The organism is Paractinoplanes ovalisporus, assembly GCF_016834655.1.
Lineage (GTDB): Bacteria > Actinomycetota > Actinomycetes > Mycobacteriales > Micromonosporaceae > Actinoplanes > Actinoplanes ovalisporus.
In genome coordinates this window covers 17027-34893 of record NZ_JAENHP010000009.1, presented here as the reverse complement: position 1 = coordinate 34893, position 17867 = coordinate 17027, and the positions used below count along the sequence as shown (strand labels likewise).

The window sequence follows — 17867 nt, the reverse complement described above, 5'->3', positions numbered from 1 at the left end:
TCGCGTCGCGTACGGACAGGACGCTCACGACGCGACCACCACCTCGGTGCCCTCGTCGAGCCCGTCCCCGGTGATCTCGACCCAGCCGTCGGCGAACATGCCGGTCTCCACGGCGACCAGACCTCCGGGGCCCTGAACGGCATATCCACCCTCGCTGAGGGCTACGAGCGCTTCGATCGGCGCGGTGAGGACCCCTTCCCTCGTACGGCCGGGGAAGTTGATCTCGACTTCGGCCGAGTCGAGCTTGGCCACGGTGGCCGGGTCGTCGACGGTCACCGTCACGGTCAGCTTGGGCGGGCCGGAGACTCCGCCCGCCTCGGACGGCACCAGTTCACGGCCGACGGAGAGGACCCGGGCTTTCGCCGTACGGTCGTCGGGCAGGCTGACGGTGACGTGGGCGCCCCGCTGGATGGCCGCGGCGTCGGCCGGCTCGGCGGCCACGGTGATCACCTTGCGGGTCGACGTCACGGTCATCAGCGGCGCCTTGGCCGGTGAGCCCGGCTGCACCGCGATCGTCTCCACCCGTACGGCGCCGGACTGCACCTCGATGTCACCCACCGCGATCGTCCCGGTGACCGGAAGCTCCTGGTCCTTCTGCCATTTCTTGATCGCGTCGATCAGCCCGGGGGTGAGCTCGCCCTCCTCGCGGCTGCGCTGCGAGCCCGTGCGGTAGCCGAGGGCACGCAGGTTGTCGACGATGATCCGCACGTCCCGGCCGGTCATCTTCGGGGTCGCGATGGGCCGGTAGAGCGGCATGCTGCCATAGAACAGGGTGACCGGTTTGTCGTCGGCGCGGAACAGCTGGTGACCGCGCCGGATCGTCGTGCCGACCGCCGGCAGCCAGGTCACGGTCGCCTCGGTGTGCCCCTCGAGCGGGCGCGCCGCCCCGAACCCGAGGCTGCCGGGCAGCTTCCGGACCGTGGAGAGGGTGCGGCGTTCGAGCTTGGCCGTCTCGGCCGCGACCGTCTCGCGGGGCACGGGTTCGCGATCGGCGGCCCGGTATCTCGTCACCAGGACCGTCGCGCCGGCTCCCAGACCGGCCAGAACCAGGGCCGTGATCAGCCATCGTTTCCACATGGCGAACGAGCGTGGCCGGGGCCTGTTAGGAAACCGTCAGGTATCGCGGAAAGTGGCGATCAACCGTGCGCGGCGGACCTATCATCGCCGCCATGTGTGCTCAGGTGCTGGTCGCCGACGACGACCCTCGTCAGGCCGAGGTGGTGCGGCGCTACCTGACCGCGGAGGGTCACGAGGCGGTGGTGGTGCACGACGGGCGGGAGGCCCTGGACAGCGCCCGGAAGCTGCGGCCCGACCTGCTGGTCCTCGACGTGATGATGCCCGGGATGGACGGGTTGCAGGTGTGCCGGACGCTGCGGCAGGAATCGGACGTTCTGGTGCTGATGCTGACCGCCCGGACGACCGAGGACGATCTGCTGCTCGGGCTGGAGCTCGGGGCCGACGACTACCTGACCAAGCCGTACAGCCCGCGGGAGCTGATGGCCCGGGTGCGGACACTGCTGCGGCGCGCTCCCCGAGTTTCCGCGCCCGTCTTGAGCCGGCAGATCGGGCGGATCGGCGTCGACACCCAGCGCCACATCGTGACCGTGGACGGGTCGGAGATCGAATGCACCCGGGGTGAGTTCGCCATCCTGGCCGCGATGTCGGAGCAGCCGGACCGGGTCTTCACCCGCGCCCAGCTGCTGCACCACACGCGCGGCATCGACCGCAGCTCGACCGAGCGCACGATCGACGTGCACGTGATGAACCTGCGCCGCAAGATCGAGGTCGATCCGCGGCGGCCCGTGCTGCTGATGACCGTGCACGGCGTCGGCTACAAGCTGGCCTCGGGCCCGTCGTGAGCCGCCGGGTGCCGCTGCGGCACAGCCTGGTCACGCGGCTGCTGGTCACCTCGGTGCTGATCGCGATCGCGGCCATCGCCTCGACGGCGTGGCTCGCCACCCGCACCGTGACCCGCGCGATCAGCCAGGAACAGGGCCGGGCGCTCACCGACGACAAGGGCGTCTACGACATGCTCGTCACGTACGCGGCCACCCACGCCGACTGGACGGGCGCGCCGGCCCTGATCCAGCAGCGGGCGGCCAAGCTGGGCCGGCGGATCACGCTGATGACCGAGGACCGGGCGGTGATCGCCGACTCGGGTTCGGGTCCCTCCCTGCGTACGGCCCGTCCTTCGGCCGCGGTCGACCCGCTCAACCTGGACCTGAGCCTCACCGGGGGCAGCCGGCGCATCGACCCCCGGATCGCCGGCCCGTTCCTGGTCCCGCCGGCCGAACGGGCCCGTCTGCGCAAGGTGGCCGACGACGATCTCAACTGCCTGCGCAAAATGCGGATCGACGGCAAGATCGGCACGGCGGTGAACGGGCGGCCGACGCTCACGGTCACCACGCCCGGCGCCGTGCTGGATCCGCAGTGCACACAACTGGCCGACGCGGTCAGCCCGACCGAGGAGAAGGCACTGCTCTCGCTCGAACGGCTGGCCTCCCGCTGCCTGGGCCTCGACCCGGGACCCTTCATCCTCAAGATCCGCCCCGACTTCACCGTCTACACGGGCAAGACGGATTCTCCGATCGACGTCCGCCAGCGCCCGACCGCCGTGGCCGAGGAGCTGCTGTTCGCCACTGACTCGTCCCAGTCGGCCCGCATCAACGGCTGCGTCGAGAAGTCACGGCGGACACTTCTCCGTCCGTACGTGGCCCCACCCGCCCTGCTGTTCGTCACGAACCCGACGTCCCCCTCGGACCCGTTCACGCTCTCGCGGGCCAACACCGTACGGATCCTGACCGTGACCGGCGCCGTGCTGCTGGCCACGATCGTCGTCACCGTGCTCGTCGGCCGCCGCCTGGTGGGTCCGTTGCGCGCCTTGACCGACTCGGCCGACCGGCACGTGCCCGCCGCGGTCTCGACCAAGGACGAGATCGGCCGCCTGGCCCGCGCCCTGAACGACTCGGCCGAACGCCGGGACCAGGCCGAGGCGCAGCGCCGGGCCATGGTCAGCGACGTGGCGCACGAGTTGCGCACGCCGCTCACGAACATCCGCAGCTGGCTGGAGGCGGCCCAGGACGACCTCGCCCCGACCGACGCCCAGCTGCTGGGCCTGCTGCACGAGGAGGCGGTGCAGCTGCAGCACATCATCGACGACCTCAGCGACCTGGCCGCGGCCGACGCCGGCACGCTGCGCATCCACCCCGAGCCGATCTATCTGCGCGACGTGCTGACCCAGGTCGTCGACAGCCACCGCGGCACGGCGGCCGACATCGAGCTGACCCTGCGGGTCGACGGTGATCCGGTGGTGACGGCCGACGCCGTGCGGCTGCGCCAGCTGGTCGGCAACCTGGTCTCCAACGCGATCCGCCACACCCCGGCCGGCGGTTCGGTCACGGTGAGCGGGAGTTCGGCCGAGATCACCGTACGGGACACCGGGGTCGGCATCTCCCCCGACGACCTGCCCCGCATCTTCGACCGTTTCTGGCGGGCCGACGAGTCACGGAGCCGGGCCACCGGCGGCAGCGGCCTGGGCCTGGCCATCGCCCGCAAGATCGCCGAGGCCCACGACGCCACGATCAGCGTCGAGAGCACGCTCGGCGAGGGCACCCGGTTCACGGTGGCGTTTAGTCGGCGTTGAGTGGGCCGGAAGAGGCCGGCCGCAGAGTTCGGGGCATGACAAGCAACGCGCTCTACAAGGTCACCGGAGCCGCACTGATCGGCTCGTTCGTTCTCTCCCTGGCCGGTGGGGTCAGCCACCCGATCGTCGACGGGCAGTCGCACTCGGTGGAGTCGCTGACCGCGGCCGCCTCGCCCTGGGCCCAGCTGCTCATCTACTTCGGGGCGATCGCCCTGATGGTGGGTCTGCCCGGCATGTTCGTCAAGCTCAAGGGTCACGTCGGCCGGATCGGGCTGATCGGCATCGGGCTCTACTTCATCGGCAACGCGCTCAGCGCCCAGGGCCACCTGGTCGTCGAGGCCCTGGTCGCGCCGGCCATCGCCGAGGATCCGGCCGCCCGGCACCTGATCCCGGCCGACGGGTCGATCATCGACTCGCCGCTGTTCATGACGTTCCAGGTCGTGGGCGGTCTGATCCTGGTCCTCGGGCTCATCCTCACCGGGGTCGGGCTGTTCCGCTCGGGTTTCGTGCCGCGCTGGGTCGGTGTGCTGGCGATCGTCGGCGGCCTGCTCACCTTCGTGCCCTTCCCCGAGATCCCGGTCTTCACCGGGCTGCTCATCGAACTGCCCCGCGGCCTCACCGTGGCGGTCGTCGGCTACCTGATGTGGCGCGACGCCGCCCGAGCCGAGGCCGAGCCCCGCGAACTCGTCGGGGTCAGCCGTTGATCATGAGGGCCGTCGCTACCTGTTCCAGCAGGTCAGCGGCGGCCTTTCGGCGTTCGGCGGCCTCGGCGGGGCGGCCCAGCGCCTCGGCCAGCCAGGCGAGCGCGTCGTCGACCGGGCCGGCATAGAGGGTGCCCGAGTCGAGTCCGGCGATTCTTCCCGCGTACGGAAGCAATTGGCCGTAAAGCGCCGAAGCCTCAACCTTGTCCCCGAGCCGGCCCGCCACGTGGGCCCGCAGGGCCGTGAAGCCGAGCCAGTAGTAGTCCCCGGGCCGCGGCTGCCGGGTCGCCCACATGCGGCGCGCATCCTCGGCCCGGCCCTCGTCGAGCAGCGCCAGCGCGATCAGGTCACCGAGGCCACCCGGGTGCAGGCTCTCCACATACTCCAGCTCGGGCCGCAACGGGCTCAGATCACCCCGCCGTACGGCCACCCCGACCCGCCCGACCATCGCCATCAACCCGCCGTTGACCGCGCCGTGCTCGATCAGCCGCCGCGACACCTCCTCGTAGCGGGCCGTCGCCGCGTCGAGCCGGCCGGCCAGGATCTCGAGCAGCCCCTGGAAGATGGCGAGGATGCCGAGCAGGGCGCCGAGCTGCCCGGTTCCGGCCCGGGTGACCGCGAGCTCCATCTCGGTGCGGGCCGCCACGAGGTCCGTACGGGAGGAGGCCTCGAGGAACAGGAGCCAGTGCGCGACCGCCTCGTGGTCGACCTCGCCCGCCCGGACGGCGACCGTGAGCAGCTCGTCCTCCAGCTCGCGGCGCTGGGCGTGCAGGTCAGGCCCGAGCGCCATGTACGCGCGGGCGTTCAGCGCCAGGCACAGCAACCGGTCGTCGCCGATCGTGCGGGCCAGCGTCAACGCCTCGCCGGTGACGTCGAGCGCGGCCGGGACGTCGATGCCCTCGTACTCGCGGAACCGGGCCAGCAGCAACCGGATCCGGGTCGCGGCGGGCAGATCGGGCTCGGCCAGGAACTCCGTCGTCGCCGCCAGCACCGTCGGGTCGGGTTCCGCCGTGTCGCGAATGGACCAGATCATCGGCGCGTCCCAGGCGCACAGAACGTCGAGCCGGTCCCGGCCCCGGGCGGTTCTCGAGGCTTTCCCGTACGCCGTCCGCGCGCCTGCGGTGTTGCCGGCGCGCGCCATCGCGGTCACGGCCGGCGCGAGCAGAGCGGTCGGGTCGGCCGCCTTTCCCGTACGCCGTTCCGCCATCTCCTGGAGGCGCAGCGCGGCGGTCCACTGGCGGGCCGACTCACCCCACGCCCCGACCGCCTCGGCCTCACGGGCAGCGCGGACCGCGTAAGGGACGGCATCACCGGCCGTGGCTGGACCGGCCGCCGCCGTCGCGTGGTGGGCGAGCGTCGCCGCGTCGGCCCGTCCTTCGAGCACCCGCAGGGCCGCCGTGTGCAGCCGGGCCCGGCGCAGGAGCGGCGTGTCCTCATAGAGCGTGTCGCGCACCAAGGCATGCGTGAACCGCACCTGCCCCGGCTCGGGCTCGTCGAGCAGCCCCGCCAGCACGGCCACTTCGAGCGCGTCGATCAGATCGTCCGGTTCCTTGCCGGCCACCTCGGCCAGCACGTCGACATCCGCGTCCCGCCCGAGCACGGCGGCCTGTCGCAGCACGGTGGTCGCCGCCGCCGGCAGCCGCGCCACCCGCCGCCGCAGCGTCTCCCGCACACCCGCGGGCACCACGCTGCGTGCCGCCGCGGCGCCTTCGGCGGAGATCAGACGAGCCAGTTCCCGTACGAACAAAGGGTTGCCCCCGGTCCGCTCGACCAACGTGGCCAGCACGTCGGGCGCGGCGTCGACCAGGCCGTGCTCATGCGCGAGCACCCGGGCGGCGGCCGCGTCGAGCCCACCGAGCGTGAGGTGGGCCGCCGTCACCCCGAGCAGCGCCCCGATCGTGGCCGCCAGTTCGTCGGACGCCTCGGTCCCCCGGTAGGTCCCGACGACCAGCAGGGGCCGCGCCGCCAGCTCAACCGCCACTTGCCGAAGCAGCCGCAGGGTGAGGTCGTCGGCGCGGTGCACATCATCCAGCAACACCAAGGCCGGCGCGGCGGCGTCGATGTGCCCGGCCAGCACCCGCCCCAGCCGGAACGGGCTGGTCTCACCCGCCGGCGGCTCTCCGACGGCCTCGAACCACGGCCATCCCGGCGGTGCGCCCTCGACCTCGGGACATCGGCCGCGGAAGATCCGCCAGCCCTCGCCGGCCAGGCCGGCCGCCGCCGTCTCGGCCAGCGTGGTCTTGCCGCCGCCGGCTTCGCCCACGATCCAGACGATGCGGGTGCCGCCGTTTTCCGCTTCGCCGGCCGCAGCCCGGATGGCCCGCAACTCGTTGGCACGCCCCAGCGTGGTCGCCCCGGCCCGCCTCGTATTTGTCCAGCTCGAAGCCTTGCCTGCCACTCCTGCGGTCTGGCTGCCCGCTCTTCGCGTCGCCGTATCGGTCGCCACTTCGCGCGACGCCGCCGGATGCGGCCCTTCGTGCGACGCCATTTCCCGCGTCACGGCTTCCCGCGCCCCACCGCGCGTCTCGGCCTCCCGCGCCCCGCCGCGTGCCTCTTCCCGCGCCTCACTGCTCACCGCCGCATCCCGCGCTGCTTCGTGCGTCACAGCCTCCCGCGTCGCGTCGCGTGTCCCGGCTTCCCGCGCCCCATCGCGCGCCGCGGCTTCCCACGCACTCTCGCGGGCTGCGGCATCCCGCGCTGCTTCCCGCGTCTCCCGCGTCGGGCCGTCCAAAGTGGCCGCCTGCGCGAGCACGTCGGCCTCCAACGCCCGCAACGCCGGCCCCGGATCCACGCCCAGCTCCTCGGCCAGGTGTTCCCGGGCGCGCCGCAGCACCCCGAGCGCGTCCCCTTGCCGGCCCGAGCGATAGAGGCCCAGAGCCAGCAGCCGTACGGACTCCTCCCGCGCCGGATGGTCGTGCAGCTGCCGCTCCAACTCGGGCACGGCCACCGCCGCCCGCCCCAGCTCGATCGCTGCCGCGGCCCGCAACTCGACTGCGGTCAGTCGCAGCTCGGCCAGCCGGGCGGCCTCGGGAGACGCCCACTCCTCGTCCACCACTTCGGCATACGCCCCACCGCGCCAACAGCCGAGGGCCTCGGTCAACCGCCGGTGCCGCTCCCCCGCATCAGGCCCGTCGGCCTCGAGCACCAGATCCTCGAACCGGCGAGCGTCGAGTCCGTCGCCGACCCGCAGCGCATAACCCGGCGCGGCGCTGACCAGAACGGTCGCCGGCGCCCGCCGGGCCCGCCCGGGTTCGAGCACGCGGCGCAGGTTCGACACATGCACCTGCAGCACGGCGAGGGCCTTGGCCGGCGCCTCCGCCTCGTCCCACAGGTCGTGCACGAGCCGGTCGGTCGACACCACCTCACCACCGGCCACGGCCAGCCGCGCGAGCACAGCCCGCTGCCGCGGCCCGCCGAGGTCTACGGCCTCCCCCGCGACGCTCGCGACCACCGGCCCGAGCACCCCGACCGTGACTCTCCCCTGCACGAGCCCACGCTACAGCCGCCTGATCAGCGAAAACCTCGTCCACTCGGCCGGTGTCCACCACTCCCTTTCCGACTCGCCCCCACGTCCCTGCTGCCCGGAAGTGTGGCCGATCGAGCCGATCTCTGCCCGCCGAAAACCTCCGCCTGTGGATAACTCCGGACTGTGGATAACCAACGGTTACCGGTCGCGCCCAGCCTCGCCGCGCCCAGCCTCGCCGCGTACGGGCTCGGTCGCGGTTGGCGTTCGTGGGCCGAAGGAGTGCGACAGCGTGCGGGTGAGCAGGTCGAGAACGTGGTGGCGGGACGATTCGGGGCGCTCGCCCAGATAGGCCCACGCCGCGTAGAGCTGGGACCAGAGCACGCTGAGCACCCAGTCACTCGGCAGCACGGGATCGATCGAGCCGTCGCGGTGACCGCGTTCGATCACCGCCACGAGCGACCCCTCGTCCTGCTCCTCCCAGCACTCACCGGCCTGCTCGCTGAAGATCAGCGACAGCAGCGGGCCGAGGTCGAAATACTCCCGGCAGAGCCGCAGCAACGCCTCGCCCCCGGTGCCGCGATCGAGCTCGGCCAGACGCGCCGCCCGTACGAGACGCTGACCGCCCTCGACCGCGACGGCCGACATCAGATCGGCGCGCTCGGCGAAATAGCGGTGCAGCGTGGTGCGCCCGACCTGCGCGGCGGCGGCGATGTCGCCCAGCGAACACGCCGGGTTGTCGGCCAGGAGACCGATCGCGGCGTCGAGGATCGCCTGCCGCGTGCGGTTCTTCACTCCGGAGGTCACCGGCATACTGTACGGGAATTGGCATTGCCCGTCATGGAACAGTTGTGTTCCACTACGAATCATGCAGATTCTGCTGCGCCTTCTCCGCCCGCACCTCCCGGTCCTGATCCTGGGCCTGGTCCTCGGGCTGATCTCCAACGCGGCCAACCTCGCCGCCCCACTCGCCACCAAGCGGATCATCGACACCCTCGGCACCGGCGACGCCCTGGCCGGCCCGATCACGCTGCTGCTGGTGCTGGTCGTGATCGGCGCGGTCATCGGGCTCTGGCAGTGGATCCTCATGGGCACGCTCGCCGAACAGGTCGTTCTCGACGCGCGCCTGTCGGTGATCCAGCGCTACTTCCGGGCCCGGCTGGCCGAGCTGACCGGCCGCCCAACCGGCGAGCTGGTCACCCGCGTCACCGCCGACCCCGGGCTGCTGCATCAGGCCTCGTCCAGCATCGTCGGCCTGATCAACGCGTCGCTGGCGTTCATCGCGACCCTGGTGCTGATGGGGACGCTCGACGTCGTGCTGCTGCTGTGCACCCTGGCCGCGGTCGCGATCGTGGGTGCGGTGATGGCCGTGCTGCTGCCCACGATCAGCAAGGCGCAGAAGGCGGCGCAGGACGCGGTGGGCGATCTCGGAGGCGAGCTCGAGGGAACCCTCCGGGCCATGCGTACGGTGAAAGCGAGCCGCGCCGAGGACCGCCAGGGTGGCCGCATCGAGGCCGACGCCCGGCGCGCCGCCGCCCACAACGTACGTGCCGCACGCCGCGCCGCCTGGGTGTGGACGGTGTCGTGGAGCGGCGTGTCGCTGGCCGTGATCGCGGTGCTGGGCGTCGGCGCGTGGCGGGCGGACGCCGGCCTGCTCGAGGTCAGCAGCCTGATCGCGTTCCTGCTCTACGCGTTCCAGCTGATGGGCCCGATCGGCGAGCTGACCCAGAACGTGACGGCCTTGCAGTCCGGGATCGCCGCCGCGAGGCGCATCAGCGAGGTGTATGCGATGGAGTCGGAGACCTCGACGCCCACGCCCGGAAGCCGGGTCCCCGACGCGCCCGTGCTGGCCGTCCGGAATGTGACTCTGCGCTACACCGAGGAGGGTCCGGCCGCCCTCGACGACGTCTCCCTGACCATCCCGTCGCGCGGCCACACCGCGGTCGTCGGACCGTCCGGAGCCGGCAAGACCTCGCTGTTCTCCCTTCTGCTGCGCTTCCTCGACCCCGGTTCGGGCGAGATCACCCTGCACGGGCGGCCCTATCGCTCGCTCACCCACAGCGAGATCAGAGGCGAGCTGGCGTACGTGGAACAGGAGGCCCCGGTCGTGCCCGGCACCATTCGCGAGAACATCCTGTTCAGCCACCCGAGGCCACCGACGGCGAACTGGAGGCGGTGCTGACCCGGGTCCACCTCTCCGACAAGGTCGCCACGCTGCCGCAGGGTGTCGACACCCCGATCTCCGGGGCCGAGCTCTCGGGCGGCGAACGCCAGCGGATCGCCCTGGCCCGAGCTCTGATCCGCACACCCGCGGTGCTGCTGCTCGACGAGGCGACGGCCCAGATGGACGCCCTGACCGAGGCCGCGGTCCAGGATTCCGTACGGGAGAGGGCCGCCACCGGTGCCGTGGTGACGATCGCCCACCGCTTGTCCACAGTGGTCGAGGCCGACCGCATCATCGTCCTCGACCGGGGCCGCGTCCGCGCCGTCGGAACCCACGAGTCCCTGCTGGCCTCGGACGACCTCTACCGGGGCCTGGTCGAGGCGCTACGCATCGCCGTCCCCACCGCCCCCGCGGGCCTCTGACCGGTCAGCTCCGCCCCGGCCGCTGCCCCCGAACGTGCGGCCGGACAAAGGTGTAACCCCTCCCGGAGCGGCTGACGCACGATCCCGGCCGCGACAGCCGCTTCCCGGTGCAGGTCGATCTGCTCGTCCGACGCCTGAGCACCGTCCGGCAGCCGTCGGACAAACCCCGCGACCTCGTGCCCCCGCCGCGATTCGTGACCCCCGAGGGCCCGATCCGCGTCCTGCTCCACAACGCGGACCGGCGGCACATACCGCAACAGATCAACCCGGACCTGCCCGGGCCGAGCCGGAAACCACGGCCGGTCCTCGGTGTCCCGACTGCCTTCCACATGCTGCAGCACACCGGCGTCACAGAGCTTCCGTACGGCCCCCGGCAGCCGTCCCGCCATCGACCGCGGCATACCGAGTTCCAGGCAGTTACGAACCAGGTCGTGCTCGGCCAGAACGGCAACTCCTTCGGGGCTCAGGTAGCCCAGCCGCCGGACGGTTCGCACGACCCAGCTCGCGTCCGACAGATCAGGAACGGCCCGATCCTGGTCGACGCCGGGCACCAATTCGCGAGTGACCACCTGCTGGTCGTACTCATGGCGGAACACAACGCCCTCGACAACAACCGGTTGAGCGAGCTTGACCGTGCGCGCCGTCACAACCGAGCCACCCCGAGGCCAGTCGAAGGTGACGATCACACCCGGCCCGAAGTCTTCCGGCCAGCGGATGCCGCTGATCTCCCACTCCCCGCCGCGCCGGCGCAGGACGACCTTCTGCCGCCGCAACGACGGTTCCAGACCCTCCCCTTCGACCAACAAGGTCAGCCGGCGATCGTCCGAACCCTCGGGAAGGGGCCCGCCGGGCAGAGCACACCAGCCACCGTCGACATGAAACGGGAGCAGAGCCGTACGCCATCTCAGGACGCGACGCCCACCATCGGTCGGCAGCCACCACGCATGCTCGTCGTCCTCGTCCGGCCCGGCCAACGGCCGATCCACTTCAGCCGGCGCCGGTTCCCGGCCAGTGGCCCGCACAGTCTCGGCCCACGCGGCTACTCCGGCCAGAAAATCCGCCGGGGTTTCGAATGTCGAGGCTTCAACTCGGTCGGCCACCGCGGCGATGCAGTCCTGACAGTCCGATGACGGGCTTTCCTCCGAGCAGACGGCCCGATGCTCGGCGCTGGCGTGAACGACAGATCCGGCCAGCTCCCGATCGATAGAGACAAACTGTGCCGTCGCCTCGATCAGCCAACCCGAGCGGCGCTCCTGATGGATCGCCAAGGTCTGCTCGCGCAGGTCGCGGAGCAAGAGCTGCGCTGTCATGTTCTGGGCGACAGCTCTTGTGTACGCGCGTACGGCGTTTTTCAAGGCTCTGATACGTCGCATGCCGGCGCGGGTCTTCGGTGAGCTTCCCTTTGCCTCCACGGCCCGGGAACGATCGTCGAGCAGAACGGCCATCGCCGCCCCGCTGTGCGTGGCCCAGCGCTCGACGACCGCTGGGTGAGCGAGGGCCGGATTCGGCACGGAGCCCCGGCAATCGGTCAGCAACGCCTGGACGAAGGCATTGTCGTCGAGCAGGCGGAGCCTGGCCACGTCGTCGGGCAGCGCCTCACGCCGGTCCAGCCAACCCCAGAAGTCTCCGACCGGAACATCGATCGCATCCGGACGGACACCCCGGTCGGTCAGCACCTCGCGCAGAACGGTCGCGAACGCGTCGCCGCCGATCTCGCGCAGCACCAGGGGTGCAAGTGGCTCAGGCCGGGTTTCCCTTTCCGTTTCGGGCTCGCGACGAAGGGCCGGCTCGGCGTCGGCACGCTGATCGGCCAGGAGCACTCTGAGATCGGCCAGGTGCCTGGACGACTGTCCGGTGCGGGCCGCCACCAGCGCCTCGCCCTCGACCAGCGTTTCGGCGTACTGCAAAGCGAAGACGAAAACCTGCTCGTGTGCGAGAGCTTTGACCGCTTGGACCTCGTCGAGGCCCAGCGGCACCCCCTCGGCCCGGGCGCGGAGGATGCCGGCCAGAACGGGAACGTTGCTGCGCAGGTCATCCGGCTTGCCGTGCCAGGAAATGTGGCCGGACAAAGGCACCTCCGTACGCGCGCTCATCTGATCCCGGAACTCCACCCGGTTCGAGCATCCATCCGTTCAGAACCCTTGAACCGATCGGTGTCGTGGCCATTTCGGCGGACCAATCATCGGGCCTGTGCCTGTGCGGCCCGAGCAACGACTCGGACCGTTTCGGGCCGCCCGAATGCCGCCGCATCGGGGCCGAACGGCTCATGCGAAACGGACATTTCTGTCATTACGGTTGGGTCCATAAACGAGGGAAAGGTGTGCCGGCGTGTGGGAACTTGCTCGTTCGGGGCTGCGGCAACTGCTGGCCGCGCGACCGGGGCAGACGAAGCACGACCTTCTGCCCGCGCTTCTGCGCAGCGGATTCTCGGGGCTGACCGCGAGCGACGTGAACCGGCTGCTCTACGGTGACCGGTCGGCCTTCACCCACGACGGAAGCGCCCTGCCCCGATGGCGCCTGAATTCGGCCGAGCACGTCACGCACGGGACTTACGCCGGCCCGCAACCTCGCGCATGGCAGATCGAGGCATTGGCCGCATGGAATGCCGCCGGGCGGCGCGGGATCGTGGAAGCGGTCACCGGCACCGGAAAAACCACCGTCGGCGTTCTGGCCGCGGCCGAAGCCGTCGACCGGGGCGAACGGGTGCTCGTTCTGGTCCCCGGCCGGGAACTGCTCGACCAATGGCACGAAATTCTGCAACGGGAGCTCCGCACGGTCCGCGTCGGCCGCCTCACCAGCGGCCACGACGATTCCTTCCTCACCCATTCCGTGCTGGTCGCCACCGTGCAGACCGCCGCCCGGTGCTCGGTCTTCCCGATCGGCCGGGCCGGCCTGCTGATCGCGGACGAGGTTCACCGTTACGGCGCCCGCACTTATGCCATGGCCTTGGACAACCGCTTCGAGGCGCGCCTCGGACTGACCGCCACCTATGCGCGCGAGGACAACGGCCTCGACGAGCATCTGAAGCCCTATTTCGGTGACGTGGTGGCCCGTTGCTCGTACGAACGCGGACTGGCCGACGGCATTCTGGCGCCGTTCCGGGTCGCCTTCGTCGAGACCGCATTCCGGCCGGACGAACGCGCGCTCTACGAGGAATGTGACCAGCGCGTCCGCGCTTTGCGTCACCGTCTGGTCGTCCAGCACGGCTGCCCGCCCGAGCCGTTCGGCGAATTCCTGGCCGAGGTCGCCCGGCTCGGTCATGGCGGCCACATCGCAACCCGGGACGCCCGCCGTTACCTCAACGCCTTCAGCGAGCGGCGGCAGTTGCTGGCCAATTGCGCGGGCAAATACGACGCCCTCGAACGGCTGGTTCCGGCGACGCGGGCGAGCGATCGCGGGCTCGTTTTCGGCGAGACCAAGGAATGCGCCACCGACGTGGCCGAGATCCTGCGGCGACACGGCGTCGAGGCGCACGCTTTGACGAGCGAGATGCCTTCCCCCGTACGCAGGAAGGTCCTCACGTCCTTCAAGAACGGCGAGATCCGGATGATTGCGGCGCCCCGGTTGCTGGACGAGGGAATCGACGTGCCGGAGGCGGATCTCGGCATCGTCTTCGCGGCGAGCCGGAGCCGGCGCCAGATGATTCAGCGTATGGGACGGGTCATCCGGCCCAAGCGGGACGGGCGCCCGGCGACATTTGTGGTGCTGTTCGTGGGCGGCACGTCCGAGGACCCGGAATTCGGTGCGCACGCGGACTTTGTGGACGAACTGATCGGCGTGGCCGAGGACGTGTCGGTGTTCCGCTCGAACACGTCGGGCCAGGAGCTGCTGGACTGGTACGGAACGGGGTCGTGGGAGCGCGCCCAGTGAGATAGCTTCAAGGCGACCTGAGGAGGCCGATGGCGCCCGGTGGCCGGCTCGTGTTCGCGGCGCTGACCGGTGGGTTCCGGCAGCGGGCCTCGACGGTTCTCACGCTGTGCGCGTTTCTGGTGCTGGCGGCGGCCGCGGCGGCGGGGCCGATGTTCGCCGAGGCCTCCGACAACGCGGCCTTCCAGGTGCGGCGCGATCAGATTCCGGCGACGGCCCGGCAGAACGACGCGGCCGTCGTGCGGTTGTCGGCCAACGTCGGGCCCAGCAGCCTCGACCAGCAGAAGGTCGTCGCCGACCTGCGCGAGGTCGACGGGCTCACCGAGCCCGACCTTACCGGCGGCTCGATCGGGGCCGAGCTGGCCAAGCCGAAGTTCTGGGGGTCCACGGTCAGTGCCGGCGGCCGGACTGAGCGGGGCCGATTGTTCGCCGTCGGGCGGCCTGCCGAGGAACTCGTCGCGGTCGGTAATGCCGCCGGCAATGACGGGCTGTGGCTGCCGGCGCCGGTGGCCGAGGAGCTCGGTGCGGGCCCGGGCGACGAGATCGTGCTCGCCGTGGTCACCGGCAACCGAGGCAAGCCGCGGCGGGCGACGGCCAGGGTCAGCGGCATCTACGCCGTCGACCGGGGCGGACGGCTGCCGGCCGACCCCGCGGGCAGCACAAAATGGGCGCTGCGGAACGGCGACACACCCGGCGACACCGAGTACCACACCCTCCCGGCGTACCTCCTGATCGGCGATGTCGCGACGGTCGAGCGCCTGGCCCAGACCGTTGATGATCAGATCTTGTGGGCGGTCGAAGCCGCGCTCGAGCGCGGCGCCACCCTGAGCGAGGCGCGGCGGACCGCGGAGGGTGTCGACTACAAGCGGCGGTACTACGCGACCGTGCAGTCGGCCGACGGCGACGATCCCCTCGCGGTGAACTTCGCGAGCGGCATCGGCCGGATCGTCGCCACCGCGCAGGCGACAACCGAGGCCGTACGCCAACGGACCCGGCCCGTGGAATGGGCCGCGATCGGCGTCGGGTTCGCATCGGTGCTGGCCGTGGCCCTGTTGTCGGCCCGCCGCCGCGAGCGGGAGCTAAGACACGCCGCCGCCGTCGGCATGTCGCCGGTCAGCGTGGGCGGCCTGTGGCTGCTCGAAAACCTGCTGCCGGCGGCGGTCGGCACCGGTCTCGGGTGGCTCGCCGCCTGGCAACTCGTGGCGAGGCTGGGCCCGCCCGGCGTGATCGAGGAGTCATGGGAACCGGCCGCCGTGACCGCGGCCGGTGCGACCGGGGCCGGCCTGATCATGGTGGCGCTCGTCGGCGCGGCCGCGGCCGCCCGTCGCGTACGCCCGGCGCCGCCCGCCACGACGAAGCGCTCGATCCCCTGGGGTCCGGTTCTGATCATTGTGGCCCTGGTCGGCGCGGCCGGTCTGTCGCAGGCCGACGGCGTGCGCGGCGTCGATCTGCTCGTCCCGCTGCTGGTGCTCGTCGCGGCCGGGGTACTCGCCGGTTGGCTGCCGGCCCTGCTGAGCGGAGGCGGCCGGATCCCGTCGTCACCGGCGCGGGCCGTCGTCTGGCTGGCCCGACGACGGCTCGGATCGGGTGGCACCGAACGCCGTCTCGCCGTACTCGTGGTGACCGCCGGTCTGGGCATGTTGCTCTTCGCACTGTCCGCCGTTCACTCCACGGAGTTGTCGGCCGACGACCGGGTCGCGGTGGCCGCCGGCGCCGAGGGTGTCGCCAAACTGCAGGGATCGTGGGAGCTGGACGACCAGGCGCCGTCGCCGCCGCCCGAAGATCCGGACAAGCCGCGTCCGGTGGGGCTCGTTCCCGGCGTACGGGTGCCGCCTCTGCCCCCGGGAAACACGGCGGTGTGGCAGATGGACGTCACGACCCCGCTCGACGACGGCCGGCGCGATCTGCTGGTCATCGATCCCGCGCGCTTCCTTTCGGTGGCGTTGTGGGGCAATGGCCCCGACCTGGCCGCGGCCCGGTCCGCCGTTTCCGCGCTGGCCGCGCGCCCCGCCGAGGACGACGGGACGCCCCGGGCGATCGTCGTCGCGGACCCGGCAACGGAAGACGTCACCCTCGTACGGGTGACCGCGGGTTATGACGCCAAGAACCTGACGATTGCGGAGCGTGTGAACGCGTTCCCCGGCATGCGGGGGCGGCCCATGTACGTGGTCGCCGCCGACCCGATGTTCGCGCTGCTCGGCGCCGACGATCCCCGGCTCCGGCCGCGCACCGAACTGGGCACCAGCCTGTTCTTCATCCAGACGTTCCTGTGGAGCTCAGGCGGCGAACCCGGCGTCCTCGCGGTCACCGGCCCCAGGGGCGTGCAGCCCGAACGGATCACCACCGCGGCCACCTTGCGGGAAGACGCCGCGTACGTCGCCACGAGTCGCGCTCGCGGCTACCAACTCGCCATCGCCGGTTACCTGGCGTTGCTGGCGATCCTGACCCTGTGTATCTATGCGCAGCGAACAGCGGTGCTGCGCCGCCCGACCGACCTCATGCTGGCCCGCATCGGCCTCGGCCGGGCCCGGGTCCGCCGCGCCCGCACGTTCGAGTTCGTGCTGCTGGCCACGCTTTCCCTCACGTTCGCGGTGGCCGGCGTGGCCGCGTTGATCCCCCTCGGCGGTCGCCTGCTCGACGACCAGCCCGGCTTGCTGCCTGCTTTCGCGTTCCAGCTTTCCCCGTACGGCGTGGGAATCGCCGCCGGGGCTGCGGCGGTGGCCGTCGTCCTGGCAGTCTTGGTCACCGCGGCGCGTGCGCCCGGTCTCGAGGAGGAGGCCTACCGTGACAACTGACCTGCTGGTGGGTCGCGAGCTCCTTCAGCTGTACGCCGCCCGCACCGGACCGACGCAGGCCCTGCGCGGCGTCGACGTCTCGGTCGTGGCGGGCCGGGTCAGCGCGATCACCGGCCCGTCCGGCAGCGGCAAGTCCACCCTGCTGGCCGTGCTGGCCCTGCGCGAACGCCCCGCCGGCGGCGAGCTGCGCCACCGCGGCCGCCTGGTCTCGTCCCTGTCCCGCCGCGAGCTGCAACGTCTGCGCCGCCGCGAGATCGGCTGGGTCGCCCAGCGCCCCACCCACAGCCTGTTCCCCCAGCTGGACGCCCGCGGCCAGATCTCCCAGGTGGCCCAGTTGCGCAAGGTCAAGGTCGACGTGGAGGCGGCCCTGGCCGAGGTCTCCCTGACGTCCCGAGCCACCGCCCACCCCACAACCATGTCGGGCGGCGAACAACAACGCTTGGCCGTGGCCGCCGCCGGCGTAGGCCCACCCGCGCTCCTGATAGCCGACGAGCCCACAGCCGAGTTGGACGACGAGTCGGCAGCCTTGGTGCTGCGCTTGTTACGGGCCCGAGCCGCAGCCGGCAGCGCAGTGGTGATGGCAACGCACGACGCCCGAGCCATAGCCGCCGCCGACACGGTCCTGCGCCTACGCCACGGCGTCCTATCCGGCGAACACACATCCGGCGAGGACAGAACCGTAAGCATCGACGGTTTGGGCCGCCTCCAACTTCCCGAGGAGGCCCTCCCCTTGTTCCCCGACGGCCGAGCAGTGGTCACAGTCACCGACGGCCACGTCGAGCTGCACCCCCCGACATAGAGTGCCGACCCGC

Annotated in this window: 12 protein-coding genes; 8 read left to right on the top strand and 4 right to left on the bottom strand. The window is 71.5% G+C overall.

The features are described 5' to 3' along the window. Positions 1–24: 24 nt before the first annotated feature. Entirely contained in the window at positions 25–1077 is a 1053-nt protein-coding gene (locus JIG36_RS26010; RefSeq protein WP_203379032.1) for a peptidoglycan-binding protein, read from the bottom strand. Positions 1078–1169: 92 nt separating this feature from the next. Here JIG36_RS26010 and JIG36_RS26005 point away from each other — a divergent pair, with 92 nt between their 5' ends. Genes JIG36_RS26005 through JIG36_RS25995 form a run of 3 tightly spaced genes read left to right on the top strand, consistent with a single transcriptional unit; the run spans position 1170 to position 4347 of the window. Further along, the gene (locus JIG36_RS26005; RefSeq protein ID WP_203379031.1) at positions 1170–1859 is read left to right on the top strand and encodes a response regulator; all 690 of its coding nucleotides are present in this window, start codon (positions 1170–1172) and stop codon (positions 1857–1859) included. Further along, positions 1856–3643, top strand: coding sequence for a sensor histidine kinase (locus tag JIG36_RS26000; protein WP_307872917.1), 1788 nt, complete (start codon positions 1856–1858; stop codon positions 3641–3643). Before JIG36_RS26005 ends, JIG36_RS26000 begins: the two co-directional genes overlap by 4 nt. Positions 3644–3678: 35 nt before the next feature. Then, positions 3679–4347 (top strand): hypothetical protein, encoded by a 669-nt coding sequence (locus tag JIG36_RS25995; protein WP_203379030.1) that lies wholly within the window; start codon positions 3679–3681, stop codon positions 4345–4347. Here JIG36_RS25995 and JIG36_RS25990 read toward each other — a convergent pair. Both JIG36_RS25990 and JIG36_RS25985 read right to left on the bottom strand, forming a co-directional pair. Beyond that, the gene (locus JIG36_RS25990) at positions 4337–7831 is read right to left on the bottom strand and encodes an ATP-binding protein (RefSeq protein WP_203379029.1); all 3495 of its coding nucleotides are present in this window, start codon (positions 7829–7831) and stop codon (positions 4337–4339) included. The two genes, JIG36_RS25995 and JIG36_RS25990, sit on opposite strands and share 11 nt — an antisense overlap. 177 nt (positions 7832–8008) lie before the next feature. Then, positions 8009–8614, bottom strand: coding sequence for a TetR/AcrR family transcriptional regulator (locus JIG36_RS25985; protein ID WP_307872916.1), 606 nt, complete (start codon positions 8612–8614; stop codon positions 8009–8011). Positions 8615–8675: 61 nt separating this feature from the next. Here JIG36_RS25985 and JIG36_RS25980 point away from each other — a divergent pair, with 61 nt between their 5' ends. Together JIG36_RS25980 and JIG36_RS52210 are read left to right on the top strand one after the other, a co-directional pair. After that, on the top strand, positions 8676–9989 hold the full coding sequence (locus JIG36_RS25980; RefSeq protein ID WP_236048276.1) for an ABC transporter transmembrane domain-containing protein: 1314 nt from the start codon (positions 8676–8678) through the stop codon (positions 9987–9989). Then, positions 9983–10393: an ATP-binding cassette domain-containing protein gene (locus JIG36_RS52210; RefSeq protein ID WP_369076883.1), complete on the top strand. Its 411-nt coding sequence runs from the start codon at positions 9983–9985 to the stop codon at positions 10391–10393. The genes JIG36_RS25980 and JIG36_RS52210 overlap by 7 nt, the downstream gene beginning before the upstream one ends. Here the strand turns inward: JIG36_RS52210 and JIG36_RS25975 are convergent. Further along, the gene (locus JIG36_RS25975; protein WP_203379027.1) at positions 10333–12504 is read right to left on the bottom strand and encodes a hypothetical protein; all 2172 of its coding nucleotides are present in this window, start codon (positions 12502–12504) and stop codon (positions 10333–10335) included. The two genes, JIG36_RS52210 and JIG36_RS25975, sit on opposite strands and share 61 nt — an antisense overlap. A gap of 217 nt (positions 12505–12721) precedes the next feature. On the opposite strand from JIG36_RS25975, the gene JIG36_RS25970 reads away from it, so the two are divergent. From JIG36_RS25970 to JIG36_RS25960, 3 genes are read left to right on the top strand one after another with little or no spacing between them, the layout of a single operon-like run. After that, positions 12722–14263, top strand: coding sequence for a DEAD/DEAH box helicase (locus tag JIG36_RS25970; RefSeq protein ID WP_203379026.1), 1542 nt, complete (start codon positions 12722–12724; stop codon positions 14261–14263). A 29-nt stretch (positions 14264–14292) separates the two neighbouring features. Continuing rightward, positions 14293–17055 carry an FtsX-like permease family protein gene (locus JIG36_RS25965; RefSeq protein ID WP_203379025.1) on the top strand — a complete coding sequence of 921 codons (2763 nt, stop codon included), beginning with the start codon at positions 14293–14295 and terminating at the stop codon, positions 17053–17055. Continuing rightward, positions 17045–17854, top strand: coding sequence for an ATP-binding cassette domain-containing protein (locus JIG36_RS25960; RefSeq protein ID WP_203379024.1), 810 nt, complete (start codon positions 17045–17047; stop codon positions 17852–17854). The genes JIG36_RS25965 and JIG36_RS25960 overlap by 11 nt, the downstream gene beginning before the upstream one ends. Positions 17855–17867 lie beyond the last annotated feature (13 nt).

What these genes read in the sequence shown, in the direction of transcription:
- JIG36_RS25965 (WP_203379025.1), top strand. Translation starts at nt 14,293, where the DNA reads ATGGCGCCCGGTGGCCGGCTCGTGTTCGCGGCGCTGACCGGTGGGTTC.
- JIG36_RS25995 (WP_203379030.1), top strand. Translation starts at nt 3,679, where the DNA reads ATGACAAGCAACGCGCTCTACAAGGTCACCGGAGCCGCACTGATCGGC.
- JIG36_RS25980 (WP_236048276.1), top strand. Translation starts at nt 8,676, where the DNA reads ATGCAGATTCTGCTGCGCCTTCTCCGCCCGCACCTCCCGGTCCTGATC.
- JIG36_RS26005 (WP_203379031.1), top strand. Translation starts at nt 1,170, where the DNA reads ATGTGTGCTCAGGTGCTGGTCGCCGACGACGACCCTCGTCAGGCCGAG.
- JIG36_RS26010 (WP_203379032.1), bottom strand. Translation starts at nt 1,077, where the DNA reads ATGTGGAAACGATGGCTGATCACGGCCCTGGTTCTGGCCGGTCTGGGA.